Raw genomic sequence first — 25,557 nt, forward strand, 5'->3', positions numbered from 1 at the left:
CGCCACCAGAGGACAGCCGGACTAGAAACCGGCCCTCCATGGCTCGCCTCGACCCGCACTCGTACAACGACAGCACGCAGCCTGAGACGGAAACCCTGGACTGGAGGGCCCGCGTCGATTTCAAGACGCAGCGGCTCCACGCGGAGGTGACCCACACCCTCAAGGAGGCCTCCGCGGGCCCCTTGGACCTGGATACCCGGGATTTGGAAATCCGTGACGTCGTGGACGCCGCGGGTCGTCCCTTGCCCTACATCCTCTCCCCTTCCGAGCCGATTCTGGGCAGCCGGCTGCGCATCGAGCTGCCGCCGGGCTTGAGGCAGTTCACGGTGCGCTACCGCACGGCGCCACACGCCAGCGCGCTCCAGTGGCTGACGCCCGCCCAGACGGCCGGGGGGCAGCACCCCTTCCTCTATAGCCAGTGCCAGGCCATCCACGCGCGGAGCGTGGTGCCGCTGCAGGACACGCCGCGCATCCGCATCCGCTACACGGCGGCGCTGCGGATTCCCAAGGCGCTCAAGGCGGTGATGGCGGCCAGCTTCCTGCGGCGCGAGGAGCTGGGCGTGGAGGCGGAGGAGCACTACGAGATGCCCCAGCCGGTGCCGCCCTACCTGCTCGCCTTCGCGGTGGGCAGCCTGGCGCCCAAGGAGCTGGGGCCGCGCTCGCGGGTGTGGGCGGAGCCGGAGCTGCTGGAGGACGCGGCGGCGGAGTTCTCCGGCGTGGACGACATGCTGCGCGCCGCCGAGTCGCTCTTCGGGCCCTATGACTGGGAGCGCTTCGATCTGCTCACCATGCCGCCCTCCTTCCCCTACGGCGGCATGGAGAACCCGCGGCTGACGTTCCTCACGCCCACGCTCATCACCGGGGACAAGAGCCTGGTGAATGTGGTGGCGCACGAGCTGGCGCACTCGTGGACGGGCAACCTGGTGACGAACGCCTCGGCGGAGCACTTCTGGCTCAACGAGGGCTTCACCGTCTTCGCCGAGCGCCGCATCCTGGAGGCGCTGGAGGGCCCGGAGGTCTCCGCCCTGCACGGCGCGCTGGGCCGCCGCGCGCTGGACTCCGCGCTGCAGCACTTCCGCGCGCACCCGCAGCTCACGTCGCTGCGCACGCACCTGGCCGGCGTGGACCCGGACGAGGCCTTCTCCCAGATTCCCTACGAGAAGGGCTACCTGCTGCTGCGCGCCATGGAGGACGCGGCCGGGCGGCCCGCCTTCGACGAGTTCCTCCGCCGCTACCTGGCCACCTACCGCTTCCGCGCGCTCACCACCGAGGAGTTCGTCGCGTTCGCGGAGAAGGAGCTGCCCGGCGTGCTGACGAAGGTGGACGCGGAGGCGTACCTGCACCGGCCCGGCGTGCCTCCCGGGGCGCCGTCACCGCGCTCCCTGCGGCTGGAGGCCATGGACGCGCTGCGGGGCAAGGTGCCCACGCTGGAGCAGGCGAAGGATTGGACGCCGGCCGAGTGGCAGCTCTACCTGGAGTCACTGCCCAGGGAAGTCCCACGGGACGTCATCCAGCAGCTCGACGCGCGCTTCAGCCTCACCCAGAGCCGCAACTCGGAGGTGCTGGTGGCGTGGCTGGTGGCGGCGCTGCGCGCGGACTGGGAGCCGGCCGTGTCCCGCACCGAGGTGTTCCTGGGCGAGGTGGGCCGGATGAAGTACCTCAAGCCGCTGTACTCGGTGCTCTCCGCGTCGCACGCGCACCGGAGCCTGGCGCGCACGCTCTTCAAGAAGCACGGGGAGCGCTACCACCCCATCGCCCGGCAGGGCGTGGAGCTCATCCTCTCGCGCGCCTGAGGCACGGGCGCGCGGGGGACTACCTCGACGCCGCCGCGCTCAGGCGCTTCTCCGCCAGGGCGAGGTACTGCTCGTCCAGGTCGATGCCCACGTAGCGGTGGCCCAGCTTGAGGGCCGCCACGCCCGTGGTGCCGCTGCCGTTGAAGGGGTCCAGCACCAGCGCGTCCGGAGGGCAGCTCGCCTCCAGGATGCGCTCCAGCAGCGCCACCGGCTTCTGCGTGGGGTGGCTGCCGAAGGCCTTCTCCTCGCCGCCGCGCGGGACGGTGAGCGTCCACATCCGGCCCTCGCCGTCCGCCGTCAGCTCCGCGTCACCGGAGGGCGGCAGCGCCCAGGCGTCGCGCATCTGCTTGCCGCCGTTCTCCGCCTTCATCCGCGCGTAGTTGAACGTGTGCTGCAGCTTGCCGCCGGACTTCGGCGAGGCCCAGATGAGCAGCTCCGTAGAGTGCGTGAAGTAGCGGCACGCCAGGTTGGGGCTCGCGTTGGGCTTGAACCAGGTGACGGTGTTGAGCAGCTTGTAGCCGAGCTTCTGCATCGCGAAGCCGGCGTTGAAGATGACGTGCTGCGTGCCGCTCACCCACAGCGTGCCGGTGGGCTTGAGCAGGCGCTGGCAGGCCGCGAGCCACTCGGTGGTGAACTTGTGGTCCTCCTCCACACCGCGCGACACGTCCCAGCCGCCCTTGGCCACCGAGACGCGCTTGCCGCCCTTGCAGGTGGTGCCGCCGTTGGAGAGGAAGTACGGCGGGTCGGCGAAGATCATGTCGAACGTCTGGGGCTCGAACTGCGACATCAGCTCCAGGCTGTCGCCGTGCAGCAGCGTATAGGCCTCCCCTTTCTTGTAGACGCTCTCGCTCAGCGAGCGGCGGACGACTTTCAGGGAAGGGGCTGCAGCAGCGTGCGCGGACATCTCGCCTCCGTCGGACTCTTCGTCGTGGACGCGGCGGACTGTGCGGTCGCTTCGGTGCTACGTCTAATTTCTGGCCTGTAGCACCCTGAAACTTGACGGGTGATTCAGGCCGTAGAAGCACCGCGAGCAGGGCGGGAGGACCTCTGGAGGTCTCCGGCACCCTGCTCGTCGGGAACTGCCTGGACTGTACCGGGGCCCGTGAAGCGCCCCCGCGGCGCTACTCCTTCTTGGCGGACGTCGGCGACGCGCCGTACTTCTTGCGGAAGCGGTCGATGCGGCCGGCCGTGTCCACGAGCTTGTACTTGCCCGTGAAGAAGGGGTGGCACTGCGAGCAGATTTCCACCGAGAACGAGCCGCGGGTGGACTTCGTCTCCACGACGTTGCCGCACATGCACGTCACGCGGGACGGCGGATAGACGGGATGGATTTCAGACTTCATGGCACGCTCCAGTATGCCTTGCCCCCACCCCCTGGGGTGGGAGGTCCGGCGCTGAGGGATGGTCGGCGCTTATAATGGCGCTTGGACCGCTTCACAAGGCCAGCACGGCTCAATGGGCCGCCGAGCCGGGGGGCTCGACGCGTTCCACCTGCTTCTGGACGGCCGGATCCGCCGGGACGTCACCGCCGAGCTGGATGTACGACAATAGATGCGTGCGCCCGCCCGAGGTTGCGCCGCCGCCCAGCGTCTTCTCATAGGCCGCGCGGTTGGCCTCCAGGCTGGCGACCGTCGTCTCCAGGGCCTGCCGCTCCCTGGCGTCCTGGGTGCCCGCCAGCCGCGTCTTGGCCCGGGCGAGGTTGCCTTCGAGCAGGCGGAGCTGCTGCCGCGTCCGCTCCTGGACGCCGGCGTCGGCGAAGCGGCCCTTGCCGTCCAGTTGGAGCACCAGCTTCGCCAGCTCGCGGCCCCGGGCCCCCGGGGGAATCACGGTGGCCAGGGCCTGCTGCTGGGCCATGCCCGGCCCCCGGCCCTCGTGGGACTGCACCACGAAGTCCACGCCCTCCGCCTGGTCGGCCAGCTTGAGCGCCTCGTCGCGGGGCAGCGCCGCGAGCACCACCACCAGGTCCACCTTGGACGTCTCCCGCAGGCGCTTCGCCTCGGCGGCCACGGCGGGTTGCACGGGGAGCCCCTGCACCACCTCCTGGGCCTGCCCCGGAGCGGCCCGCCCCACGGGCACCGGCTTCGCCGTGACGGGCGAGACGCCCACCACGCCCACCTTCACGCCGCCCACCGTCGTCACCAGGGAGGCCGGGAAGAGCCGCTTGCCCTTCGCGTCCGCGAGGTTCGCCGACAGGAGCTTCAGCTTCGCCTTCCGCGTCTGCCGCTTGAGAAAGCCCACGCCCAGCCCGAGGTCGCGCGTGCCCACCGCCATGGCCGCGGTGCCCTGCGCGTCCATCTGCGACAGGATGAGCTCCGCGCGCGCGCGGGCATCCGGCGCCTGCGCGCTGTCCCGGCTCTTGAAGAGCGCATTGCCGGCGTCCAGCACGAGCACGGGTGCGCCCTGCTCGCGCTCCTTCTCAATCGCGACTTTTCGCCTGGCCAGACCGCCAGCGGGGTTGTGCCTTCAACCACAGGGGGCGACTTCGCCCCCATTGTCTCCCGTGAAGAGCAGGACGAGCTGCCTGGGGGCCGCCCCCGCCACCAGGGGCAGCAGGAGCAGCAGCGCCAGCGCGGCCAGCTTCAGCGGACGCGGGCTCACTTCTTGGCCTTCTTCGCCTTCTTGTCCATCTCGGCGATGCGCGCCTTGGCCGTCTTCGCCTCGGCGGACTTCGGGTAGCTCTTGATGAGCTCCTCCAGCGCCAGCCGCGACTCCTCCTTCATCTTCAACCGGGCGAAGCAGTCCGACGAGCGCAGGTACGACTCCGGCGCGGAGGCCGCCTTGGGGAAGTCCTGCAGCACCTTGCCGTACTCGAAGAGGGCCTCGCGGCACTTCGACTCGGAGAAGTACGTCTCACCCAGGCCGAAGTGGGCGTCCCCCACCAGCCCGTCCTTGGGCCACTTCTTCATGAACTCATTGAAGAGCTGGCGCGCCAGGAGCAGGTCGCCGGCCTTGGCCTTCTGGTTGGCGAGCGCGAGGAACTCCTTCTTGTCCGTGGGGCGCTTGAGCTCCTCGGCCTTCTTCTTGGCCTCGGCCTCCTTCAGCGCGGCCTCGCCCTGCATGGCCACCAGCTTCTGGTCCTGCGCGGCCAGCGCCGCCTCCAGCTCGGTGATTTTGTGGAGGTACGTCTCCACCTGGCCGCGGAGCTGGGCGAGGTCCTCCACCGTCTTCTGGAACTGGATGCCGATGTCCGCGTCCTTGCGGCGCGACGCGGTGTCCAGCCCCTTGAGGGCCTTGGTGACCTCGGCGACCTTCTCGTCGATTTTCGGGAGCGTGGCGGCGAGCTGCTCGCGCGTCTCCTTCAGCTCCGACTGAATCCGCGTCGTGTCGGTGCCGAGCCGGTCGACCTTCGCCTCGAGGGCGCGGCCGCGGTCAGCGGGATAGAAGCAACCAGGGAGGACCAGCAGGGATATCAGCGCCAGGCGTCGCATCGGGGGGCATCTTAGGACCAAACGCCCTGCCCGTCCGGACTTCTCTCGCTCGCCAGGGCTCCCGCCGGGGCCGCCCGGCTGGTCCCTCACCGCCTCCGGCCGGAAAACTCCAGCCGCTCGGCAGCGTGCGCGCAGGCGACGCGCAGCCGCTCGGCGTTGAGGAAGAAGGCCACCGGCCGTGCCCGGCCCGACTCCAGGGACTGGAAGGCCCGGCGGTACTCGGCAGCCGCGTCGGCGGGGCGCTGGCACTGCTCCAAGAGCAGCCCGAGCAGGTACCGGGCGGCCGCGTGGTCCGGGTCCAACGCCAGGCAGTGGCGCAGGTCGCGCTCGGCCACGGCGTCGGAGACACCGGAGGCGGCGCCGTCCAGGACGCAGGCGAAGAGGAGGTCGGCCTCGGCGTGGGACTCCGGGCCCGGCGAGGAGGCCGCTGGCGCGCCGAGGGCGTCTGCGTCCAGGCCGTCTGGGGATGGACTCACTGCCGCTGAGAGCGGGCTGGCCTCCATTCCATGGGAACCCGGCACGTTCGCGCCGCCACGCGCGGCCCCCCGCGTCGGAAGCCCGCTGGCCTCGGCCCCGCTGGCCCCCGCTCGGACAGGCGCTGGCCGGGCGGCCTCGCCCGAGCGGCCCTCTCGAATCATGGCGGCCTCGCCACCCACTGCCGGGGCCCGCTGAGGACGCGCCGGAGACGACGCCGCGACGCGCCCCTCGGTACGCCGCCCGTTCGTGACAGCCGCCTCGCCGTTCGGCGAAGGAGGCACCGCCCCCGCTTCCTCCGACCGGACGTAGAAGAAGGCCTGCTCGCCGCGGTGCACCCGCAGCGACGGCGGCACGCGCAGCAGCGGCTCGGACGCGGACAAGACGAGCACCCCGCCGGGCGCCAGGCTCCCGGCGAGCGCCTCCACCGTGCGGTGGAACGCCTCCGCGGTGAAGTAGATGAGGACGTTGCGGCAGAAGATGACGTCGAAGCCGCCGCCCCCGGGCGCCACCGGATAGGGCGTCTCCATCAGGTTGTGGCACTGGAAGCTCGCGCGCTCCCGCAGCGCGGGCGCCAGGGCCTCCCGCGAGCCGGACCGGACGAAGTACCGGGAGCGCAGCTCGTCCGGGACGCGGCGCAACTGCTCCCGGCTGAAGGCCAGCCACTGCGCGCGGCGCAGCGCGTCCCCGGCGATGTCCGTCCCCAACACCGTGCTCTCTGGATCCGCCCCCGCGTCCGCGAGCAGGACGAGCAGCGTCGCCACCTCCTCGCCCGTGGAGCACCCCGCGCTCCAGACGCGCAAGGGCCGCCGCGTCCTGGCCACCAGCGGCGAGAGGACCTGCGCGCGGAACGCGGTGAGCTGGACCTCGTCGCGGAAGAGGTCCGTCTTGTTCACCACCACCGCGGCGATGAGGTCCTCCAGGTCCGTCACGCCCGACGGGGACTGGAGGAACATCAGGTACTGGTGCGGCGTGAGGCCCTGGCTGCGCGCGGCCAGCCGCTCATCCAGCCGGCGGACCTGGGGGCCGCTGAGGGCCATCCCCGTCCGCGCCGACAGGAAGGCGCGCACTCCGGACCATGGCGCGCCGTCCGCCACCCGGGCTCAGCGCCCCACGGCGAGGGACTCTCCCCGGGCCAGCCGCACCAACGTCGCCGCGACCTCGTCACCGTGGATGAGGTGGTCCACCGCCTTGCGCTCCACCGCCGCGCCCGGCATGCCGAACACCACGCAGGACTCCTCGTTCTGCGCCACCGCCAGCCCGCCCGCCTGCTTGATGGCCAGCAGGCCGTCCGCCCCGTCCGCGCCCATGCCCGTCAGCACCAGGCCCACCGCGCGCCGGCCATAGGTCCGCGCCGCGCTCTCCAGCAGCATGGTGCCGGACGGCATGTGCCCGTCCCGCTCCACGCCCGGCTTGAGCCCCACGCGTCCCCGGAAGGGGATGACGGTGTGCTGCCCCGGCGGAGCGATGAGCACGTGCCCCGGCATCAGCGGCTCTCCGTCCTGGGCCAGCCGCACCTTCAGCTTGCTGGCCCCGGCCAGCCACCCCGCCAGGGACTCCGCGAAGGCGGCGTTGATGTGCTGGACGATGACGATGGGCGCCGGGAAGTCCGCGGGCAGCTCCGACAGCATCTTGAAGAGGACCTGGGGCCCGCCCGTGCTCGCCGCCACCACCACCACGCCCATGGACACCGCTGGAAGCACCGACGTGGCCACCCGGGGCGGCAGCAGCGGGCCGCGCTGGGGCCGGCGCAGGTGGCGGATGACGCGCACCGAGGACAGCAGCCGGATTTCGCGCACGAGGTTCCACGCGTCCGGCCCGGCGTCGATGGCGGGCTTGATTTGAAGGGCCAGCGCCCCCAGCTCCAGCGCGCGGTAGGTCAGCTCCGGCGCCTGCGAGCGCGGGTCCGCCGTGAGCACCAGGATGGGCGTGGGGCACTCCGCCATGATGTGCTCGGTGGCGGTGAGCCCGTCCATGACGGGCATGTCCACGTCCATGGTGATGACGTGGGGACGCAGCTCCCGGGTCATCTCCACGGCCTGCTTGCCGTCCGCGCAGGTGCCCACGACTTCGATATCGGGGTCCTTGCTCAGCGCCTCGCAGATGAGCTGTCGGCAGATGAGGGAGTCATCGACCACCAGCACCGACACTTTCTTGCCCATGCCCTGTCCATACCCCGTGCGCGAGCCCGGGAGTATAGCCAATGCAGGGGCCTGTGAGCCCAGCCGTCGCCGCGCCACATCCACCAGGTCCTGGCGCACGGGGCCGCCCTGGGTGATGGAGCGGCCCACACCCGCGATAGGGCCCCTATCCCGACTACACGCACAAGCGGGGAAATCATTGACCTGATGCGCGGGGGCGGGATAGCGGCGTCCCGACTTTCTTCCGCTCGAAAGGAGCGCATCTTGGTCCGGCGATTTCTCCCCTCCCTCCTGCCGCTGGTGCTGGCGGCCTCCACGGCCGCGGCGCAGACCACCCCCGTCGCCATCACCTTCGATGGCTCTTGGAACGAGACGCCGTCGGTGGAGCTGATTCCCGCGGGCGGACAGGTGGTGGTCAACTACGACACCAGCCGCCTGCCGCAGTGCCGGGGCACCACGTCCTCGGGCGACCCGACCTGGACCATCACCGGCCACGTCCAGGTGAACCGCGGCCCGGTGGTGAGCTTCTGGGTGGCCGGCCACGAGCCGAACAACAACCCCACCCAGCGCACCCTGCATCTCCCCGCGGGGTTGAGCGGCGCCCTGGTGATGTGGTTCGACATCTCGAGCCAGGGCTGTCAGGCCTGGGACTCCAACCACGGGAACAACTACCACTTCCCCATCGGCGCGCCGACGCTCTCCTTCAACGCGAACTGGGATGAGGCCGTGGCGGGCACGCTGCGCGCCGGCGAGCCCTTCATCATCAACTACGACGTGAACCGCCTGCCCGAGTGCCGCGCGACCTACAACGGCCCGGCCTGGGCCATTGTCGCGCAGTACCGCTTCGACAACGGCCCCATCCAGGAGACGGCTGTCACCGGCTCCGGCACGTCCGTGCCGACGGCCATCACCGCGCCGGCCGGCGCCCGCCACCTGGAGCTGTGGTTCCGCAACACGGACCGCAGCTCCTGCGTGCGCTACGACAGCGACTACGGCGCCAACTACCACTTCGCCGTGGAGTGAGCCGGGCCTGCCGGGGCGCATGTGAGCGCCACCTGCGTGGGGCGGGCTGACGACGCCGCCTGCCTCCGCAACGCGGCCGTTCGCGTGTACTCGGCGAAAGCGCCGAGCAATCCGTTGTGATTGCTCGGCTTGCTCTCGTTGAACGCTATCGCCCTGACTCTCCTCGGGTCCGCGTCTCCCGTTCCGCGTGTATCGCCGCGAGCCACCCCGCAGGCGCATGCGGCCCGGTCTTCCGCATACGGTCCCTCGCGGCGTGCGCTGACGGATTCCCGCGCCTGACGCTGGCGCCTCGGATGACCGGCCCCTACCGAGGGGGCGTGGGAAGGTTGCTACGCTCAAGCCCACCTTGGTAGGTTGGCTGGACGATGCGGACGCTCCCACTTTTCCGGTACGGACTGATTGCTGTCCTTGCGGCCTCGTCAGTCGCGCAGGCCCGTCATGAGCGCGACCAGCCCACCGTGCGCCCAATCATGCTCTCCGAGCACCCGAGCAATGGCACCCACTCCATCTATGTGAAGGGGCGGATCGTCACGACACTGCGGTTCGAGCAGATGATCGACGCGAGCAAGACGAAGATGATCGGTTGGGAGGGCCGACTCGAGCCGCTGGCGGTGGTTCGGAACAAGGTGATTCTTGAACCTATCCACGACCTCGACAGGGACGAAGGAATTCCACTGGTCGTGACGCTGGCGGATGGGACCGAAATCCCGTTCCTCGTAAAACCACCGTGGAGCAAGAGGGACGGAGGGTGGCCGCCGATACTCGACCAACAGGTCGACGTGTTCAAAGACCGGGGAAGTCATGCGTCCATGCACGCGGCGCTGATGGACGCGCTCAAGAAGAACGACACGCTTGCTGAAGAGAATGAGCGATACCGCAAGGAAGAGAATTCCGTCGACCACGCCTACGCGACGCTTCTCGTGAACGGACAGCGGAAGAAGACACCCTTTCGCCGCAGGTTCGTTTACCGGCCGAAGAATGAGGACATGGACATGGTCGTCGAAGTCTTCGCGGGCCCCGGCAAAGCGGCAGCGCTCGTCACCTTGAAGAACACCTACTACGGTGGGCCATGGGAATTTGACGGTGCGTACCTGACCCGTGACTTCACCCACGCCACGGCCCGCCCCTTCGCGCTTCGCGTGGACCGAGCCACGATTGTCCCGGGGGAGACAGGACGAATCGCGGTCGTCGCGGACAAGAGCGCCTTCCTGACGGACGACGGGCAACTCGCCGATCTCGCACTCCAGATCTTCCGCGGAGACGGCCTCCTCCAAGTGTTCGTGAAGTTGGAACGTACCCTCGTCCAGAAGTAGAAGTGCCGTTCATGCCGCCGCCCAAAGCCCTCCTGTTCAGTTCCATCGTCCTGCTCGCTACGTCGACCGGCTGCACAGGAAGCAGCGTCACGCTACGCCCCGACGGCAGTCCAGGTCCGCAGGAGTGCCCGGAAGAATCAAAGAAGGCGCTTCGCTACATGGGGCTGCGCGTTGGCGACAGCGTGCTGGTGGATCTCGACGCGAACCAAACCGAGAGCCGACGCCTCACGCTCTACGACGGACCGATTGAGAGTGTCACGAGGGAGGAGTTCGGTCCGCTCGGCGCGACGAGCCGCTTGTACGGGCAGGTCTGGACGAGCGGGCCACAGGTCGTCATCAGGTACTTCGAGGCGCAGTCTCCGAACGGAGAAAAAGTTCCCATCTGCGCGGTGGCGCGGCTCGGCTATGACCAGATGAGGAAGCTGCCCGAGTCCAGGCCTGGAACCGCGATCCTCGCCGGCTCTGTCGCAGCCGCATTCATCGTCGATGCGTACCGGTGACTTGCTCGCGCGGCGCACCACGTGCCGCGGTGCCGCTGCTCCACGCGATTCGAGGCCTGAGCTTCAGCCCAGCAGCCGCCGCACCACGTCCACCAGGTCCTGGCGCACCAGGTCGCCCTTGGTGATGTAGCCGTCCACCCCCGCGGCCAGCCCCCGCCGCCGGTCGTCCTCCCCTCCTCGCGTGGTGAGGATGACCACCGGGAGCCTTGAATGGACGGGGTGCCCCTTCAGGCGCCGGGCCAGCTCCAGCCCGTCCACGCCCGGCATCTCCAGGTCCGTGACGACCAGGTCCAAGGGGCGCGCGTCCAGGACCTCCAGGGCCTCCGCGCCGTCCGAGGCGATGACGGTGTCATACCCCACCGCCTCCAGCAGATTGGCGATGAGCTCCCGGGTGAGGGGCGAGTCGTCCACCACCAGGATGCGCCGGCGCCGGACCTCGGGGGCGGGCGCCTCCGACGGGGCCGGACGCGGCAGGGTGTTGCCATGGTGGGCGCTGGCGGTGAGGAAGGCCGCCGACAGCACCATGGCCAGCCGCCCGTCCGCCAGGGACGTGGCCCCCGTGAGGTGGCCGAAGCGGCCCAGGATGCCCTTCAGGGGGAGGATGGCCTGGACCCGCTCCTCCAGGACGCGGTCCACCACCAGCGCCGCCGCGCCGCTCTGGCTCTTCACCACCAGGGCCAGCTCGCCCTCCCGAGCCGTCCGAGGCGCCTCCAGGCCCAACAGCGACGCCATCGGGGCCAGCGGCAACACCCGGCCCTCCACCAGGAGCGAAGGCCGGCCGGCCACCTCGCACTGGTCCGCGGGGTCCACCTTCAGGGCCCGCGAGACGTGCGTGGCGCTCAGGGCCAGCGTCTCCGGGCCCACCTGGATGAAGAGCAGCGGGGCCACGGTGAGGGAGACGGGGACGCGCAGCTCGAAGATGGTGCCCCACCCCGGCGCCGACTCCACGCCCACGTCGCCGCCCAGCCCCTGGATGGAGGCGCGCACCGCGTCCAGCCCCACGCCCCGACCCGACAGGTCCGTGACGACCTCCCGGGACGTGAAGCCCGGCAGGAAGATGAGCTCGCGAGCCGCCGCGTCCGACAGGGCATTGGCCGCGCTCTCGTCGAGCACGCCCCGGCGCACGGCCACCTTGCGGAGCTGGACGGGGTCCACGCCCATGCCGTCATCCTCCACGCGGAGGATGATGCGGTTGCCCTCGCGGGACGCGCGCAGCGTGAGGCAGCCGCGCGGGTTCTTGTCCGCCGTCACCCGGTCCACCCGCGTCTCCAGGCCGTGGTCCAGGGCGTTGCGGACCAGGTGCATCAAGGGCTCGCGCAGCGCCTCCACCACCGCCCGGTCGGCGCGGGTGTCCTCGCCGTCGACGACGAGCTCCACTTCCTTGCCCAGCGCGCGGGACAGGTCGCGCACCATGCGGGGATAGGGCTCGAAGAGGACGGACAGCGGCAGCATGCGCAGCGTCTGCACCTCCTCCACCAGCATGCCCAGGTCGCGCAGCTCCGCGTTGGAGAGCAGCTTCGATTCCCGGTGGAGGACGGCGGCCATCTCCTTCGCCGAGCCCAGCCGCGCCGCCAGCGCCGCGCCCGCGGGCCCCAGGTCCTCCGCCTCGCGGGCGAGCTGACTCAGCTCGCGAGCCAGGGCCAGCCGGCGGGCATTGGCCAGCTCCCGGCGCCGCGCCACCTGCGTGAGGTTGGTGACGGCGCTGGTGAGCAGGTCCAGGCTCTCCACGCCGATGCGCACCGTGGTGTCCGGGCGGGGCTCGGGTTGACGGGAGACGGTGGCGCCCTGCGCCGTTGGGGCAGCGGAGGTGGCACGAAGGCCCGCTCCGGAGGTCAGTCCACCCCCCGCCTTGGACGAAGCGACCGCGCCCGCCACGAAGCCACTGTCCCGCCCCGGAGAAGCCACGGAGGGCCGGCTCCCCTCCACGACGGGGACCGTCAACAGCCGCCCCGGAGACGCGGCCGGGCTCCCATGCGCGGAGGGCTTCGTGGGTGTCGAAGAGGAAGCGCCGGCCTGGGGCCTCGCACCGCTCGCAGCGCCGCCCCCAGCAGGCGGAGCCACCTCCGGACTCGCCGTGCTCCCAGCGGCGGGCACGGCGCTCCCGGCCGGCAGGCGCACCGACTCGGAGCGGATGCACTCCTGCAGCCACGCCACGAGCCGCTCCACCGCGGGCGGCGGCTCCTCGGCGGTCTGCGTCCCGGAGAACACGAGCACGGCGTCCGCGGTGGTGAGCAACGCGTCCGTGGACGCGGGGGAGAGCGCGTAGCGCAGGGGCTCGGTGCAGCGGACCAGCTCCTCCATCTCGTGCACGAGCACGTTGATGTCATCGAAGCCCATCATCCGGGCCTCGCCCTTCAAGCCGTGCAGCTCCCGCAGCACGCCCCGCCCCGCCTCCGCGCTGGCGCCGGCCTCCAGCTCCATCAAGGACCGGGTGATGCGCTCCAGGCGCACCGTCACCAGGTCCCGGAACTGCCTGAGCAGGCGCTCGCTCGGGTTCACCCGCCCTCCTCCCCCAGCGGCTCCTGGCCAATCTGGAAGCGCTCCACCACGCCCTGCAAATCCCTGGCGAGCACGAGCAGGTCCGTGTTCGCGGTGCTCACCTGCTTGGTGGCGTTGAGGCTCTGCTGGGTGATGCGGAGGATGTCCGCCATGGCGTCGGCGAGCTGGTCCGTCCCCTGCTGCTGCTGCTGCGTGGCCAGGGAGATGCTGCGCACCGCGTAGGACGTCTGCCCCGCCAGGTCGACAATCTGCCGCAGCGACTCGGACACCTGCTGCGCCAGCGTGGTGCCCGTCTCCACCGCGCGCACGCCGCCCTCGGTGGCGGACACGGCCGCGGCGGAGGCCTCGCGCACCTCCTCGATGAGGCCTTCAATCTCCTTCGTGGACTCCAGCACGTTCTCCGCCAGGCGCCGCATCTCCGCGGCCACCAGCGAGAAGCCCCGGCCCACCTCGCTGGCCTTGGTGCCCTCCAGCTCCGCGTTGAGCGCCAGCAGCTCCGACTTGTCGGCCACGCCGTTGATGAACTCGACGATTTTTCCAATCTGCTGCACGCGCTTGTTGAGCCGCACCACGGCCGAGGAGATGGCGCCGTTGTCCTGGCGCATGCGCGCCATGGAGCCCAGGAAGTCCTCCGCGCTCCCCTGCCCCTGCTGCGCCGCGCCCAGCGTGCGCTGGGCAATCTCCGCCACCGAGCCCGCGTTCTCCGCGATCTGCCGCGCCGAACGCGCCAGCTCCTCGGTGGTCGCGCTCGTCTCGTCCAGCGAGCTGGCCTGCTCCGTCGCGCCCGCCTCGTAGCGGCCCGACGTGGTGAGGATCTCCTCCGTGGTCGCCGAAATCTGCGCGCCCGCGCGCTGCAACTGCGACATCACGTCCGCCAGGTGCGCGCGCATGGTGGTGAACGCCGCGGACACGTCCCAGACCTCGTCCTCCGCGGGCACCACGCGCGGGCTGGCCAGGTCGCCCTCGGCGATGCGCCTGGCCTCGCGCGACAGCTCCCGGAGGGGCCGCCCCAGCATGGTGCCGCCCAGGTACGCGGCCGTCAGCGCCAGCGCGAAGACGAGCAGCACCAGCCCGGCGCCCTCGGTCAGCGCCTCCATCCGGAGCTCCTGCGCCAGCATCAACTGACGGCTGACGTCCCGCTCCGCCATGAGCCGGTTGAAGATGCGCTGGCTCAACGCGTACGAGAGCTGGGCGGACAGCACCGCGGGCGTCATCACCGCCACGAAGGCGAAGGCCGCCAGCCGCGCGCGGAGCTCCGCGCGCCGGGGCATGGCGTCGATGAGCTGCGCGTGCGTCATGCCCAGCTCCGCCAGCCACAGCACCACCCGGCGCGAGCGCAGGACGATGAGGCAGTGCACCAGCAGCGCCGTCAGGGGGCCGAAGAGCAGCCCCAGCGAGGCGATGCGCGCGGCCACCGCCAGCTCCACGCCCACGCCCAGCCACATGCACAGGCCCAGCGCCAGCGTGGTGACCAGCCACAACCCCAGCGAGCCGAGGAAGGCCTCGTCGGGCGCGCGCGTCACCTCCGCCACCGCGGACGCCAGCGTCCGCGGCGTGGTGGGCACGTCCCCCCGCTCCAGCCCGCGCAGGGTGCGCTGCCGGCCCAGGGACACCGCGGCCCCTGACACCAGGGCCGTCACGCAGAGCACACCGCCCAGCACCCCGAGCAGCCCCAACCGGCCCTCCAGCCGCTCGGCGAGGGTGAGCGAGGCGAAGCGCAGGCTGAGCGCCGCCCCCACCAGGTTGGCCAGGGGCACGGGCGCCATGAGGTGCCGGCTGAAGGAGGCCCGCCGGGGCCCCTTCCGGGCGCTCACGCGTCACCTCCCGGCCCGACGACGTGGAACCGCTCCACCGCGTCCTTCAGGTCGCGCGCCAGCGTGGACAGGTCGGCGTTGGCCGCGGCCATCTGCTTGGTGGCCGCGAAGTTCTGCTCGGTGACGCGGAGGATGTCGCCCATGGCGGCCGCGAGCTGGTCGGTGCCCGTCTGCTGCTGCTGCGTGGCCAGGGAGATGCTGCGCACCGCGTGGGACGTCTGCCGGGCCAGCTCCAGGATGAGGCTCAGGCTCTCATCCACCTGCGCCGCCAGCACCGTGCCCGCGTCCGTCGTCTTCAAGCCGGCCTCGGTGGCCATCACGGCGGCGTGGGTGGCGTCGCGAATCTCCGCGATGAGCTGCTCAATCGCCTTGGTGGAGCGGATGACGTTCTCCGCCAGGCGCCGCATCTCCGCGGCCACCAGGGAGAAGCCCCGGCCCACCTCACCGGCCTTGGTGCCCTCCAGCTCCGCGTTGAGCGCCAGCAGGTCCGACTTGTCGGCGATCTCGTTGATGAACTCCACCACCTTGCCAATCTGCTGCACGCGCTTGTTGAGCCGCACCACCGCGTCCGCGATGGCCTGGTTGTCCTCCTTCATGCGCTGCATCGCGCCCAGGAAGGCGGCGGCGCCCCGCTGGCCCGTCTGCGCGGCGGCGAAGGTCGTCTCCGCGATGGCGGACACCGACTCCGCGTTGCCGGCGATCTGCTGCGCCGAGCGCGCCAGCTCCTCGGTGGTGGCGCTCGTCACGTTGAGCGAGGCGGACTGCTCGTCCGCGCCGGACTCCTGCTCACCGGACGTGGCCACCAGTTGCTCGGTGGTGGTGGAGATTTGCAGGCCCGCGCGCCGCAATTGCATCAGCGCCTGGCCGAGCTGCGTCTGCATCTGCGCGAAGGCGGCGGAGGTGGCCCACACCTCGTCCTCCGCGGCGATGATGCGCGGCGGGCGGAAGTCGCCCTGGGCGATGCGCGTGGCGTCCTCCGTAATCGAGCGCAGCGGCTCGGCGATGACGGCGCCGCCCACGTAGGCCGTCACCATCACCAGCACCGCCACCAGCCCGGCCACCGCCAGCCCGCGCGTCGCGCTGGCGTGGCCCGCCACCTGGCGCTGGAGCGACTCCGGCGCGCCCACCATCGCGTCCACCGCGTCCATGGCCCGCGTCACCGACGCGTCGAGGATGAAGAAGGACGGGCTGAGCACCGCGATGGCGGTGAACAGCACCATCCGTCGGCGGAGGTGCAGCCGCCGGGGCGGCGCCGTGGCCACCACCTCCAGCGGCGCCAGGCCCTGGGCCGCCACCTGCTCCACCGCCCTGCGGGCGCGGCGGGCCACCATCAGGTAGACGAACAGCGCGCTCAGCGGCCCCAGGAACAGGCCCATCATCACCAGCCGCAGCCCCAGCACCCACGTCCCGCCCACCAGCGGGACGAAGACCAGCGCCACGCCCAGCGAGGCCACCAGCCAGCACTGGAGGACGAAGGCGAAGCTCCGCTCCGGGAAGGCGCGCGCCTCCAGCATCGCCTTGAGCAGGGCCTCGTGGGTGGTGGGCAGCCGCCCCTCGCCCAGCGCGTACAGCACCCGCAGGGCGCGCCGGCCGTGCACGCCGGTGAACCACACCGCCAGCGACAGGGCCACGCCCATGAGCAGCAGGAAGGGCCCCCACGTCCCCTCGGGCACCGTGTCGGTGAGCTGGCAGTGCAGCACCACCAGCGCCGCGCCCACGGAGCTGCCCAGCAACGCGGGGCGCGCGGTCCACCGCGCCAGCCCCCTCAACCCCATGGGCACCGTCATGCGCCCTCCCCTGAATGCCCGCGCAGGAAGCGCTCGAAGTCCGCCAGCCCCACCAGGGGCCACAGCAGCCCCCGCGCCAGGACGAAGCCCCGGAGGCTGCCGCCCGACGCCCGCACCGTCACCGGCGGCGCGGGCAGCACCGGGCGCGGCTCCGCGTCGATTTCCAGCGTGTCCACGCCCACCGCGCCGCCCGAGGCGGACACCAGCACGCGGGACGCGCCGTCCGTTTCATGAAAGGCCCGGCGCGCGGAGGCCGCCGCGTGCCCGGAGGGCGACGCGATGGAGGCCACCTCGTGCGCCTGGAAGGCGAGCCGGTGGGGACCGGCATGGCACAGGAGCATTCCCCGGACGTGGCCCGGCGGCTCCATGACTCAAGCCCCCTGGCTGAGGTGGTCGAAGAGTCCTTCCGGGTCGATGACGGCCACGTCCCGGGGGCCGCTCTTGGCGGGGCCGCGCAGGTGGACGTGGACGCCCGTGGGGCCCAGGGGCTCCAGCGTGCCCGTCACCGGGGAGACGCCGGCCACCGTACTGGCCGTGAGGGCCAGGGTCCCCCGCGGCAGGCGCACCAGCACCGCCCTCCGGGAGCCCTGACTGACGCCGCCCACCAGCAGGCCCATGTCCACCACCGGGATGACTTCACCCCGGTGCGCGAACACGCCCAGCAGGTGGGCTGGCGCGCCGGGCACCCGCGTGAGCTCGGGGAAGGTCACGACCTCCGCCGCGCTCTCCGCGGGTACCGCATACCAGCTACTGCCACAGGCGAAGACGAGATAGGACTGACGCGCTTCCGGCTCTTGGACGGCCATCACCCGCGCAGCCTACCTCAGACTAGCGCTGGAACTCGACGCGGCGGTTCTCGGACCACGCCTCTTCGGACGAAGCGGAGTTCGCCGGGCGGGTCTCACCATAACCCACCGTGCTGAGCTGGCTGCCCGACACGCCCAGGTCCGTCAGGTAGCGCTTGACGGACGCCGCGCGGCGGTTGGAGAGCTGGAGGTTGTACTCCTCGGTGCCGCGCTCGTCGGCGTGGCCGGCCAGCGTGACGCGGCCGGACTCCGTCTTGAGGCACTGGGCCAGGTCGGACAGGCGCTGCTGCGCGTCCGCGGACAGGCCGGACTCGTTGAAGCCGAACGGGATGGGGCTCCAGTCGCAGCGGTCCGCGGCGGCCGTCACGCACTGGCCGGCCTGGCACTCCTGGCCCTCGCCGCAGTCGGCGCTGGAGGCGCAGGTGTTCTCGGGGGCCTGGCAACGGCCGGACTCGCACTTGCCGCCGCCCGGGCACTGGGTGTCTTCCTGGCACTGGGCCTCGGCGCACTTGCCGGCCTCACAGATGCGGCCAGCGCCACAGGCGCTGTCGGTGGTGCACTCCGGCGGCTTGGGCGCGCACTTGTTCGCCTGGCAGGTGAATCCCTCCTGGCAGTTGGCATCCGTGGCGCACTCCTGGCACTGGCCCTGGACGCAGACCTCACCCTTCTCAGCGCAGTGCTCGTCCTCGTTGCACTTCGGGTACGAAGGGGTGCAGCCGCCCATGATGGCGACGGCGAGGGAGAGCCCCGCCAAAAGGGAAATCTGACGCATTATTTCCTCCAGAATCCTGTCGTCGAAAACGCGCCCGCGCCCGCGGGGTAGTGGGTGGCGTGTAGTCTCAGTGGCGGGGGTGAGTCAAAACATTTGTCCCTCCCCGGACACCCCCTCCGGTCGCCGAAACCCTTGAATGTCCAAATATTTTCCGTGAGATTGTCACGATTGACCCGCGTGTGAGCGCGACCACGCGCCACCTCGGGGAAAGCCCGTCATGCCCGCCTCTGTCCTCATCGTCGATGACGAGAAGAACATCCTCCTCACCCTGAGCCAGTCGCTCCAGCTCGCGGGGTATCAGACACACCTGGCCAACAGCGGGCAGGTGGCCCTGGATGTCGTCAGCGCCCGTCCGGTGGACGCGGTGCTGATGGACGTGAAGATGCCGGACATGGACGGCCTCACGGCGCTGGCGAAGCTCACCGAGCTCAAGCCGGAGCTGCCCGTCATCATGATGTCCGGGCACGGCACCATCGACACCGCGGTGAAGGCGACCCAATTGGGAGCCAGGGATTTCCTGGAAAAGCCAATTGCCCGGGAACGGCTGCTGGTGGCGCTGCGCAACGTGCTCAAGCACCAGGCGGCCATGGCGGAGCTCCAGGAGCTGCGGGCGCAGCTCGGCCGCTATGACATGGTGGGCAGCGGCCCGGCCATGCAGCGCATCTTCTCGCTCATCCAGCGCACCGCGCCCTCCGAGGGCCGGGTGCTGATTACCGGGGAGAACGGCACGGGCAAGGAGCTCATCGCGCGGGCGCTGCACCAGCACTCGAAGCGCAAGGGGCAGCCCTTCGTGAAGCTCAACTGCGCGGCGGTGCCGCACGAGCTCATCGAGAGCGAGCTGTTCGGCCACGAGAAGGGCGCCTTCACCGGCGCGGTGAGCGTGCGGCGGGGCAAGTTCGAGCTGGCCCACGAGGGCACGCTGTTCCTGGACGAGATTGGCGACATGCCGCAGGCCATGCAGGCCAAGCTGCTGCGCGTGCTCCAGGAGGGCGAGCTGGAGCGCGTGGGCGGCGCGGAGACGCACAAGGTGGACGTGCGCGTCATCGCCGCGACGAACAAGAACCTGGAGGCGGAGATCGCCGCCGGGCGCTTCCGCGAGGACCTCTACTACCGCATCAACGTGGTGCAGCTTCACGCGCCCCCGCTGCGCGAGCGGCGCGAGGACCTGCCGGACCTCATCAAGACGTTCCTCGACGAGGCCTGCGCCAAGAACGGCCGCCGGCCGCTGGCGCTGTCACCCGACGCGCTGGCGGTGATGAGCGCCTACGACTACCCCGGCAACGTGCGCGAGCTGCGCAACCTGGTGGAGCGCCTGGCCATCCTGTGTGAAGGCCCGGTCGTCAGCCGGACGGACGCGCTGGAGCTGCTGCCCCGGGGACGGAACGTGCCGCCGCCCGCTCCCGTGGAGGCGCCCTCGAGCCCCCCGCCGCCCACCGAGGCGGCCGTGGCGCTCGCGTCCAGCACGCCCGCGCCCGCGATTGCAGCGCCCGTTGCGGCCGAGCCTCCCGCGCCCGTGGGCTTCCGGCCCCGCGCGGACAAGACGTTCCGTGAGCAGGTGGAGGACGCGGAGCGGGAGATCATCCTGCACGTGCTCTCCCATACACATGACAACGTGACGGAAGCCGCGCGGCTGCTGGATTTGGAGCGGGGGCACTTCTACAAGAAGATGAAGGCGCTCGGCTTGCGCCGGGGGAGTTCAGAGTCGTAGTTCAGAGGGGGCGCGGGAAGCGCGGCATTGCCAGCCCCCCCAGCCACTCAAAGCCAAACACACCCGCCCCTGGCCTGCGAAGCCGGGCGCGGCCCCGGAGCCCCGGCGTCTCCGCCGCGCTCCGGGCCTCGCTTGCCACCCGCGGCTCAGCTCAGGTTCGCGATGCCCTGCCCCAGCAGCTCCGCCTCGATACCCCGGCGCGTCGAATAGCGGTCGCCGAAGTCCTCCAGGTTGGCCTTCGCGTCCTCCCAGCGCTGCTCCGTCACCTGCGCGAAGAAGTTGGGCGTCTCCGACTTCAGCGAGCCGTACTGGAAGCCCACGGAGGCAATCACCGTCTGCATCTCCCGGGGCAGCTCGGCGAACTTCGGCCGGCTCCCGCCGTCCGCGGCGTTCAGGCGCTCGACCTCGGTGTTGTACTCATTGACGATGTTGTCCAGCGCCTCGCCCTTCACGGCCCGGTCCAGCTCCTTGACCTCGTCCGCCGTCAGGTTCAGCGGGTTGTTCTCCAGGAAGTCCGCGGCCTCCTGCCCCTGCAGGCCCAGGTAGGGCTCCAGCTTCGTCTTCAGCGCGTCGGAGAGCCCCAGCCGGTCCAGGTCCCCCATGTCCCGGGCACCCAGGTCCACGCCCGTGGCCACGGTGACGCCGCTCTTGCTGCCCGTCGGGTCCGGGACGTAGCCATCCTGGACCGACCGGCCCTCGCGCTCGGCAATGAAGTCCCAGTCGACGTCCGGCTCCGTCGCGGCGGCGGGAGCCTCGCGTTCCGCACGCACGCCCCCGGCCTCGGCGGCCGGTTGTCGCTGGTTCGTCTGATGGGCCGGCCGCGCGTCGAAGCCGTCCCGCATCGAGTAACCCTTGGGCTGACGCTTCTCAGGCTCGCGCGCGTCCTCCCGCCGGGTCGTCTCGTTCCGGACGCTACGGGTGGACTCCGAACGGGACACACTCGATTCCCGCGTGGAGCTTCTCGAAGACGAAGAACGATCGATTCCAGTCATGGCAATTCCTCACTGAGTCCGGAAAAATTCGACTATCCGTGCGGACCCTGCCACCCACATTCCCCTCCATCAAGACGCAGTGCGTGATTTCACCTGAATTCAACCGATACCGGCCATTCGCAACAAAGCTGTAACGGCCGCGGCCCCCACGACGACCACCACGAAGGGCAGCTTCCGCCAGGCCATCAGGGCCCCGGCGAGCACCCCCGCCGGCCGGGCCCAGCCCGCGAAGCCCCCGGCCGCCGTCAGCGTGGCGGTGGCCACCAGCGCGGTGAGCAGGGCAATCGCGCAGAGCGTCAGCAGCCCCTGGACGCGCGCGGACAGCGTCATGCGCTGACTGAGCAGCGGCCCCGCGAGCCGGAAGGCGTAGGTCCCCGCCGCGAGCACCAGAATCGGAAGGAGCGTCATTTCAGCGCCACGCCGACAGCGAGGAGCGAGAGCAGCACGGGGACTCCCACGGGAAGAAACGGCGTGGTGGCCAGCGCGATGACCGCGGCGAATCCGGCCACCCGGCGCGCCCGGGCCGCGGCCACCTGGGCCTCGTGGAGACGCTCGGCCTCCAGCGCGCCATCCGCCGTGGGCTCGGTCTCCGTCCGCCTGGCGGGCGCCGTCAATGACGGGAGCAACAGGGCCAGCATCCCGGCCGGAAACGCGGCGTCGAGCCCGATGGCGTCGGGATTGCCCAGGGCCCTTCCGCCCAGGGCTCCCACGAGGACCCCCACGTTCCAGGCGATGAACAACGCGCCACCGCACAGCCAATACGCGGCCTTCCGGCGCTCCGGCGAGGCCTGTGCGAGCGCGAACGCCACGGACTCATCCACCATCAGGTGCGCCCCCAGCAGGCGCGTGGGCCACCGCGCGCCGAGCACGTCGGCCACCGTCATTCCAAACGGCAGGTGCCGGGCGTTGAGCAGCAGTCCCGCGATGACCGCGGCCACGGGACTGCCACCACCCGCCACCACGCCCACGGCCATGAACTGCGCGCCGCCCGCGAACACGAACAACGACATGGCCGACGCCAGCCACACCGACAACCCCGAGGCCACCGCGATGGCCCCGAACGACGCCCCGACGACCCCCGAGGCGGCGGCCACCGCCGCGACGTCCCGAATCAACGGCCGATCCACATGCCCCATGGCGCGCATCCATGGAACGGCGCCCGCGGCCGGTCAACGGCGAACCCACACGAGCCACCCAGCCCTCGCGTGCGCGCTTCGCCCACCCAGCGGCACATTTCTACTGCCCGTCACCGCGCACCGCCGCCACGGAGTGAAGCGAAGAGCGACCGGGCTTCAAGTGACCCACCCGCGCTGACACCGGAGCCACTTTCGGGGGCTGAACGAGCCCACGGGACGTGGGAGAGTCCGCGGTGATGAGTACCGGCTCCATCCTTGGCATCGACTTCGGGACCACCAACACCGCCGCGGCCTTCTTCGACAAGGCCGGCAAGCTCCGCGTCGTTCCCGTGACGGACAAGAGCGTCACGCTGCCCTCCGTCGTGTGGTTCCACGCGGCGGACAAGGCCATCGTCGGCCACGCCGCGCGGCGGCAGATCATCGACGACCCGCGCCACACCGTCTTCGGCGCCAAGCGCTTCCTGGGCCGCCGCTTCCAGTCCGAGTACGTCACCCAGCACAAGGACAAGTACGCCTTCGAGCTCGTCGAGGCCGAGGACGGCTACACGGCCGTGACGATGTACGGGAAGCAGACGTCCCTGACGGACGTGGCGCACCTCATCATCAAGCAGATCCTCACGCTGGCGAACCACGCCGCCGGCACGCCCTTCCGCGAGTGCGTGCTCACCGTGCCCGCGCACGCCAGCAGCCGGCAGCGCGCCGCGGTCCGCCACGCCGCGGAGCAGGCCGGCCTCCAGGTGCGCGCCATCATCAACGAGCCCACCGCCGCCGCGCTCTACTACGCCAACCTGCGCAACCCCGAGCAGACGGTGATGGTGTTCGACCTGGGCGGCGGCACCTTCGACGCCACGCTGCTCGCGGTGCAGAACAAGGTCGTGAAGGTGCTGTCCACCGGCGGTGACGCCTTCCTCGGCGGCGCCAACTTCGACGAGCGCATCGTGGAGATGCTGGTGGACGACTTCCAGCAGAAGCACGGCATCGACCTGCGCGGGAACAAGGTGGTGATGCAGCGGCTCGTCTTCGCCGCCGAGTCCGCGAAGATGTCGCTGAGCCAGCGCGACGCCACCGTGCTGCGCGTGCCGTGCATCGCCCAGAAGGACGGCGGCTTCATCGACTTCGACTACACGCTCACCCGCAAGCGGCTGGAGGAGATGGTGTTCCAGCTCATCGAGCGCACCGCCTCCGCCTGCGACGACGTGCTGGAGCGCGCGCAGCTCAAGCCTGACCAGATTGACGAGCTCGTCCTGGTCGGCGGCCAGACGCGCATGCCCGCCATCCGGCAGCGCTTCTCCCACTTCAAGCGGCTGTCCTCCGACAAGGAGGTCCACCCGGAGCTCGGCGTCGCGGTGGGCGCGGCCATCCTCGGACGGAACCTGGCGCGCGGCATCACCGGCCTGGCGGACGTGGTGCCCATGCCCATCAGCATCATGGTCCCCGGCGGCGCCCAGCACGAGGTCATCCCCGCCAACACCCCCGTGCCCGCGACGAAGTCCGTGACGCTGGAGCTGCCCATGATTCCCGGGCCGCTCTCCATCGCCCTCTTCGAGGCGCTGGACACCACCACCGTGGACCGCGAGCTGCTGGGCACCGTCCGCGTCGAGCTGGACTGGCGCACCACCCACAAGGGCCCCACCACGCTGGAGCTCCGCATGGGCCAGGACTTCGTCCTCGGCGCCGCGCTCGTGTCACCCCAGGGCGCCCGCCATCCGCTGACCATCAGCGACATGCGCGCGCCCAAGCGCTCCGCTTGAGCCGAGCCGTCCGTGGCCGCCCCCCCGCCACTGGGGGCATGGCTCCGGACAGGCATGGTCTGCACCGCAAACCAGTCATTGACAGGGACCGAACGCCCGGTTACTCCTCGACCGGTCTGCAGCACAAACCTGTCTGCCCCAGCGAGGCACAGTCATGGACGAACGGCTCCAGCGCATCCAATTCGTGACGCGGTACTACGACTGGCTCCAGGGACTGCGGTTCCTTCCCTTCGGCGTCTTGCTGGCGGGCTTCGCGCTGTGGCTGGCCTTGCTGCCCCCCGACGGAGGCACACCCGCGGCCGTGGGCGCCATCGCGCTGGCGGTGGGCATGGTGGCCACGCTGGTGCTCTATCCCCTGGCAGGCGGCTACTACCAGCGCCGGTTCGGCGAGGTGCGGCCCAGCGCGGTCATGAAACAGACGCGGCTGCGGCTCACGGTCCTCTTCGCGGTGGTGGGCCTGGCGTTGGCCTTCGGCCTGGTGGCGCTGGGGTTTGACGGCGCGGGTACGGGCTTCCCCGTGAGCGGAGCGCTCGCGGTCAGCGCGGCGGCCCTGCTGGCCTATTGGGCGGCCATTGGCCGCTTCGTCCCCCACTACCCTCCCATCGCGGGCGCCATGCTCCTCGTCGCGGCGCTGCATGCGCTCGGGCTCAATCCGCTGTGCGGCTGGCTGCACGCGGGGGACGCGGCCTCCACAATCCGGTGTGACCTGGTGACCTTCCACGCCGCCTGGGGCGTGGCGCTCACGGCGCTGGCGGTTCTGGACCACCGCCTGCTCGTCCAGGCGCTGAGCCCCGCGCCCGCCGACGCGGCGGAGCTGGGAGCGGCGGGATGAAGGCCCCGTTCGAGCAACTGGCCACGCTGGACCGGCTCATCCACGAGCCCGCCCGGCTGTCGCTCCTCACGGCGCTGTCCGCCTGCGACAGCGCGGACTTCCTCTACCTCCAGAGTCTCACGGGCCTCTCCAAGGGCAACCTGTCCAGCCACCTGTCCAAGCTGGAGGAGGCCGGTTTCATCTCCGTGGAGAAGCAGTTCAAGGGCAAGACGCCGCACACCCTGCTGCGCATCACGGGCACGGGGCGTGAGGCCATCGAGCAGCACTGGGAGCAGCTCGAAAAGCTGCGCAGCCGGGCCAAGGGCTGGGCTCCCGAGGAAGGCAGCGGGTAGGACGCTCCCGGCTCGCGCCGCCGTGAGAGGATGCGCGGGCAACCTGGGGAGGTACACGGCATGGTGGGTAAGTCCGCGGTGGGTTTGACGCTGATCCGCGTGGTGTTCGGTCTCTCGCTGGCGCTGGGGCACGGCCTGCCCAAGCTCACCGGCGACATGAGCAGGTTCGCGGCGGGCGTGGCGCAGCTCGGCTTCCCGTTCCCGACCTTCTTCGCCTGGTGCGCCACGCTGGCGGAGTTCCTGGGCGGGCTGCTGGTGGCCGTGGGCCTCTTCACGCGCCCAGCGGCCGCGATGGCGGGCTTCACCATGGTGGTGGCCCTGTACCGGCACCGCGCGGACCCCTTCGGCCGCATGGAGCTGGCGCTGCTCTACCTGGCCGTCATGGCGGCCATCGCGCTCATCGGCGCGGGGCCGTGGAGCCTGGACGCGAAGGTCCGCCGCCGCGCCTGAGCCGCG

At 70.9% G+C, this 25,557-nt stretch carries 25 protein-coding genes; 9 read left to right on the forward strand and 16 right to left on the reverse strand.

Annotated elements, in window-relative coordinates; all coding sequences use genetic code 11:
- Nucleotides 1-38 precede the first annotated feature (38 nt).
- Nucleotides 39-1,793: a M1 family metallopeptidase gene (locus tag MYMAC_RS25320; RefSeq protein WP_013941692.1), complete on the forward strand. Its 1,755-nt coding sequence runs from the start codon at nt 39-41 to the stop codon at nt 1,791-1,793.
- Between the two features lie 19 nt (nt 1,794-1,812).
- Here the strand turns inward: MYMAC_RS25320 and MYMAC_RS25325 are convergent, their stop codons facing one another.
- The 7 genes from MYMAC_RS25325 to cheB form a co-directional block, all read right to left on the reverse strand.
- Nucleotides 1,813-2,697 (reverse strand): DNA-methyltransferase, encoded by an 885-nt coding sequence (locus MYMAC_RS25325; protein ID WP_013941693.1) that lies wholly within the window; start codon nt 2,695-2,697, stop codon nt 1,813-1,815.
- 217 nt (nt 2,698-2,914) lie between these two features.
- Nucleotides 2,915-3,136 carry a 50S ribosomal protein L31 gene (gene rpmE / locus MYMAC_RS25330; protein ID WP_013941694.1) on the reverse strand — a complete coding sequence of 74 codons (222 nt, stop codon included), beginning with the start codon at nt 3,134-3,136 and terminating at the stop codon, nt 2,915-2,917.
- Nucleotides 3,137-3,245: 109 nt separating this feature from the next.
- Entirely contained in the window at nt 3,246-4,184 is a 939-nt protein-coding gene (locus tag MYMAC_RS25335) for a metallophosphoesterase family protein (protein ID WP_095959958.1), read from the reverse strand.
- Nucleotides 4,185-4,256: 72 nt separating this feature from the next.
- Entirely contained in the window at nt 4,257-4,391 is a 135-nt protein-coding gene (locus tag MYMAC_RS38425; protein ID WP_013941696.1) for a hypothetical protein, read from the reverse strand.
- A complete protein-coding gene (locus tag MYMAC_RS25340; protein WP_095959959.1) occupies nt 4,388-5,221 on the reverse strand; it encodes a tetratricopeptide repeat protein in 834 nt (277 codons plus the stop codon). The genes MYMAC_RS38425 and MYMAC_RS25340 overlap by 4 nt, the downstream gene beginning before the upstream one ends.
- 86 nt (nt 5,222-5,307) lie before the next feature.
- On the reverse strand, nt 5,308-6,792 hold the full coding sequence (locus tag MYMAC_RS25345) for a CheR family methyltransferase (protein WP_095959960.1): 1,485 nt from the start codon (nt 6,790-6,792) through the stop codon (nt 5,308-5,310).
- 6 nt (nt 6,793-6,798) lie between these two features.
- Nucleotides 6,799-7,857 carry a chemotaxis-specific protein-glutamate methyltransferase CheB gene (gene cheB, locus MYMAC_RS25350; protein ID WP_095959961.1) on the reverse strand — a complete coding sequence of 353 codons (1,059 nt, stop codon included), beginning with the start codon at nt 7,855-7,857 and terminating at the stop codon, nt 6,799-6,801.
- Between the two features lie 243 nt (nt 7,858-8,100).
- On the opposite strand from cheB, the gene MYMAC_RS25355 reads away from it, so the two are divergent.
- The 3 genes from MYMAC_RS25355 (at nt 8,101) to MYMAC_RS25365 (ending at nt 10,672) form a co-directional block, all read left to right on the forward strand.
- Nucleotides 8,101-8,859 (forward strand): DUF6209 family protein, encoded by a 759-nt coding sequence (locus MYMAC_RS25355; RefSeq protein WP_095959962.1) that lies wholly within the window; start codon nt 8,101-8,103, stop codon nt 8,857-8,859.
- A gap of 365 nt (nt 8,860-9,224) precedes the next feature.
- On the forward strand, nt 9,225-10,172 hold the full coding sequence (locus MYMAC_RS25360) for a DUF2381 family protein (RefSeq protein ID WP_013941701.1): 948 nt from the start codon (nt 9,225-9,227) through the stop codon (nt 10,170-10,172).
- 11 nt (nt 10,173-10,183) lie between these two features.
- Nucleotides 10,184-10,672, forward strand: coding sequence for a serine/threonine protein kinase (locus tag MYMAC_RS25365; protein ID WP_157757552.1), 489 nt, complete (start codon nt 10,184-10,186; stop codon nt 10,670-10,672).
- Between the two features lie 63 nt (nt 10,673-10,735).
- Here MYMAC_RS25365 and MYMAC_RS25370 read toward each other — a convergent pair whose 3' ends face one another.
- Genes MYMAC_RS25370 through MYMAC_RS25395 form a run of 6 tightly spaced genes read right to left on the reverse strand, consistent with a single transcriptional unit; the run spans nt 10,736 to nt 18,350 of the window.
- Entirely contained in the window at nt 10,736-13,171 is a 2,436-nt protein-coding gene (locus tag MYMAC_RS25370; protein ID WP_095959963.1) for a hybrid sensor histidine kinase/response regulator, read from the reverse strand.
- Entirely contained in the window at nt 13,168-14,985 is a 1,818-nt protein-coding gene (locus MYMAC_RS25375; protein ID WP_013941704.1) for a methyl-accepting chemotaxis protein, read from the reverse strand. The genes MYMAC_RS25370 and MYMAC_RS25375 overlap by 4 nt, the downstream gene beginning before the upstream one ends.
- On the reverse strand, nt 14,982-16,772 hold the full coding sequence (locus MYMAC_RS25380) for a methyl-accepting chemotaxis protein (protein WP_013941705.1): 1,791 nt from the start codon (nt 16,770-16,772) through the stop codon (nt 14,982-14,984). The genes MYMAC_RS25375 and MYMAC_RS25380 overlap by 4 nt, the downstream gene beginning before the upstream one ends.
- Nucleotides 16,769-17,140, reverse strand: a complete 372-nt coding sequence (locus tag MYMAC_RS25385; protein ID WP_043711916.1) for a hypothetical protein — start codon at nt 17,138-17,140, stop codon at nt 16,769-16,771. Before MYMAC_RS25385 ends, MYMAC_RS25380 begins: the two co-directional genes overlap by 4 nt.
- Nucleotides 17,141-17,143: 3 nt before the next feature.
- Entirely contained in the window at nt 17,144-17,578 is a 435-nt protein-coding gene (locus MYMAC_RS25390; protein ID WP_170114769.1) for a chemotaxis protein CheW, read from the reverse strand.
- A gap of 22 nt (nt 17,579-17,600) precedes the next feature.
- The gene (locus MYMAC_RS25395; protein WP_043711920.1) at nt 17,601-18,350 is read right to left on the reverse strand and encodes an OmpA family protein; all 750 of its coding nucleotides are present in this window, start codon (nt 18,348-18,350) and stop codon (nt 17,601-17,603) included.
- Nucleotides 18,351-18,567: 217 nt separating this feature from the next.
- Here MYMAC_RS25395 and MYMAC_RS25400 point away from each other — a divergent pair, with 217 nt between their 5' ends.
- Nucleotides 18,568-20,058 (forward strand): sigma-54-dependent transcriptional regulator, encoded by a 1,491-nt coding sequence (locus MYMAC_RS25400; protein ID WP_095959965.1) that lies wholly within the window; start codon nt 18,568-18,570, stop codon nt 20,056-20,058.
- A gap of 146 nt (nt 20,059-20,204) precedes the next feature.
- On the opposite strand, the gene MYMAC_RS25405 is transcribed toward MYMAC_RS25400, so the two are convergent.
- The 3 genes from MYMAC_RS25405 to MYMAC_RS25415 form a co-directional block, all read right to left on the reverse strand.
- Entirely contained in the window at nt 20,205-20,996 is a 792-nt protein-coding gene (locus MYMAC_RS25405) for a pesticin C-terminus-like muramidase (protein WP_239989009.1), read from the reverse strand.
- Between the two features lie 153 nt (nt 20,997-21,149).
- Complete coding sequence (locus MYMAC_RS25410; protein WP_013941715.1) at nt 21,150-21,458, reverse strand: AzlD domain-containing protein; 309 nt, start codon at nt 21,456-21,458, stop codon at nt 21,150-21,152.
- Nucleotides 21,455-22,186, reverse strand: coding sequence for an AzlC family ABC transporter permease (locus tag MYMAC_RS25415; RefSeq protein WP_013941716.1), 732 nt, complete (start codon nt 22,184-22,186; stop codon nt 21,455-21,457). Before MYMAC_RS25415 ends, MYMAC_RS25410 begins: the two co-directional genes overlap by 4 nt.
- 236 nt (nt 22,187-22,422) lie before the next feature.
- On the opposite strand from MYMAC_RS25415, the gene MYMAC_RS25420 reads away from it, so the two are divergent.
- The 4 genes from MYMAC_RS25420 (at nt 22,423) to MYMAC_RS25435 (ending at nt 25,551) form a co-directional block, all read left to right on the forward strand.
- Nucleotides 22,423-23,937, forward strand: coding sequence for an Hsp70 family protein (locus tag MYMAC_RS25420; RefSeq protein WP_013941717.1), 1,515 nt, complete (start codon nt 22,423-22,425; stop codon nt 23,935-23,937).
- A gap of 154 nt (nt 23,938-24,091) precedes the next feature.
- Nucleotides 24,092-24,769, forward strand: coding sequence for a hypothetical protein (locus MYMAC_RS25425; protein ID WP_095959967.1), 678 nt, complete (start codon nt 24,092-24,094; stop codon nt 24,767-24,769).
- Nucleotides 24,766-25,101 (forward strand): winged helix-turn-helix domain-containing protein, encoded by a 336-nt coding sequence (locus MYMAC_RS25430; protein ID WP_013941719.1) that lies wholly within the window; start codon nt 24,766-24,768, stop codon nt 25,099-25,101. Before MYMAC_RS25425 ends, MYMAC_RS25430 begins: the two co-directional genes overlap by 4 nt.
- A gap of 60 nt (nt 25,102-25,161) precedes the next feature.
- On the forward strand, nt 25,162-25,551 hold the full coding sequence (locus MYMAC_RS25435; protein WP_013941720.1) for a DoxX family protein: 390 nt from the start codon (nt 25,162-25,164) through the stop codon (nt 25,549-25,551).
- Nucleotides 25,552-25,557 lie beyond the last annotated feature (6 nt).

The sequence above is a fragment of the Corallococcus macrosporus DSM 14697 genome, assembly GCF_002305895.1.
Lineage (GTDB): Bacteria > Myxococcota > Myxococcia > Myxococcales > Myxococcaceae > Myxococcus > Myxococcus macrosporus.

Excerpts from the sequence above, each read along its gene's own strand:
- cheB (WP_095959961.1), bottom strand. The coding sequence starts at position 7,857 with ATGGGCAAGAAAGTGTCGGTGCTGGTGGTCGATGACTCCCTCATCTGC.
- MYMAC_RS25400 (WP_095959965.1), top strand. The coding sequence starts at position 18,568 with ATGCCCGCCTCTGTCCTCATCGTCGATGACGAGAAGAACATCCTCCTC.
- MYMAC_RS25380 (WP_013941705.1), bottom strand. The coding sequence starts at position 16,772 with ATGACGGTGCCCATGGGGTTGAGGGGGCTGGCGCGGTGGACCGCGCGC.
- MYMAC_RS25395 (WP_043711920.1), bottom strand. The coding sequence starts at position 18,350 with ATGCGTCAGATTTCCCTTTTGGCGGGGCTCTCCCTCGCCGTCGCCATC.
- MYMAC_RS25415 (WP_013941716.1), bottom strand. The coding sequence starts at position 22,186 with ATGGGGCATGTGGATCGGCCGTTGATTCGGGACGTCGCGGCGGTGGCC.
- rpmE (WP_013941694.1), bottom strand. The coding sequence starts at position 3,136 with ATGAAGTCTGAAATCCATCCCGTCTATCCGCCGTCCCGCGTGACGTGC.
- MYMAC_RS25365 (WP_157757552.1), top strand. The coding sequence starts at position 10,184 with ATGCCGCCGCCCAAAGCCCTCCTGTTCAGTTCCATCGTCCTGCTCGCT.
- MYMAC_RS25435 (WP_013941720.1), top strand. The coding sequence starts at position 25,162 with ATGGTGGGTAAGTCCGCGGTGGGTTTGACGCTGATCCGCGTGGTGTTC.
- MYMAC_RS25325 (WP_013941693.1), bottom strand. The coding sequence starts at position 2,697 with ATGTCCGCGCACGCTGCTGCAGCCCCTTCCCTGAAAGTCGTCCGCCGC.
- MYMAC_RS25425 (WP_095959967.1), top strand. The coding sequence starts at position 24,092 with ATGGACGAACGGCTCCAGCGCATCCAATTCGTGACGCGGTACTACGAC.
- MYMAC_RS25430 (WP_013941719.1), top strand. The coding sequence starts at position 24,766 with ATGAAGGCCCCGTTCGAGCAACTGGCCACGCTGGACCGGCTCATCCAC.
- MYMAC_RS25360 (WP_013941701.1), top strand. The coding sequence starts at position 9,225 with ATGCGGACGCTCCCACTTTTCCGGTACGGACTGATTGCTGTCCTTGCG.
- MYMAC_RS25320 (WP_013941692.1), top strand. The coding sequence starts at position 39 with ATGGCTCGCCTCGACCCGCACTCGTACAACGACAGCACGCAGCCTGAG.
- MYMAC_RS25340 (WP_095959959.1), bottom strand. The coding sequence starts at position 5,221 with ATGCGACGCCTGGCGCTGATATCCCTGCTGGTCCTCCCTGGTTGCTTC.
- MYMAC_RS25410 (WP_013941715.1), bottom strand. The coding sequence starts at position 21,458 with ATGACGCTCCTTCCGATTCTGGTGCTCGCGGCGGGGACCTACGCCTTC.
- MYMAC_RS25385 (WP_043711916.1), bottom strand. The coding sequence starts at position 17,140 with ATGGAGCCGCCGGGCCACGTCCGGGGAATGCTCCTGTGCCATGCCGGT.
- MYMAC_RS25420 (WP_013941717.1), top strand. The coding sequence starts at position 22,423 with ATGAGTACCGGCTCCATCCTTGGCATCGACTTCGGGACCACCAACACC.
- MYMAC_RS25390 (WP_170114769.1), bottom strand. The coding sequence starts at position 17,578 with ATGGCCGTCCAAGAGCCGGAAGCGCGTCAGTCCTATCTCGTCTTCGCC.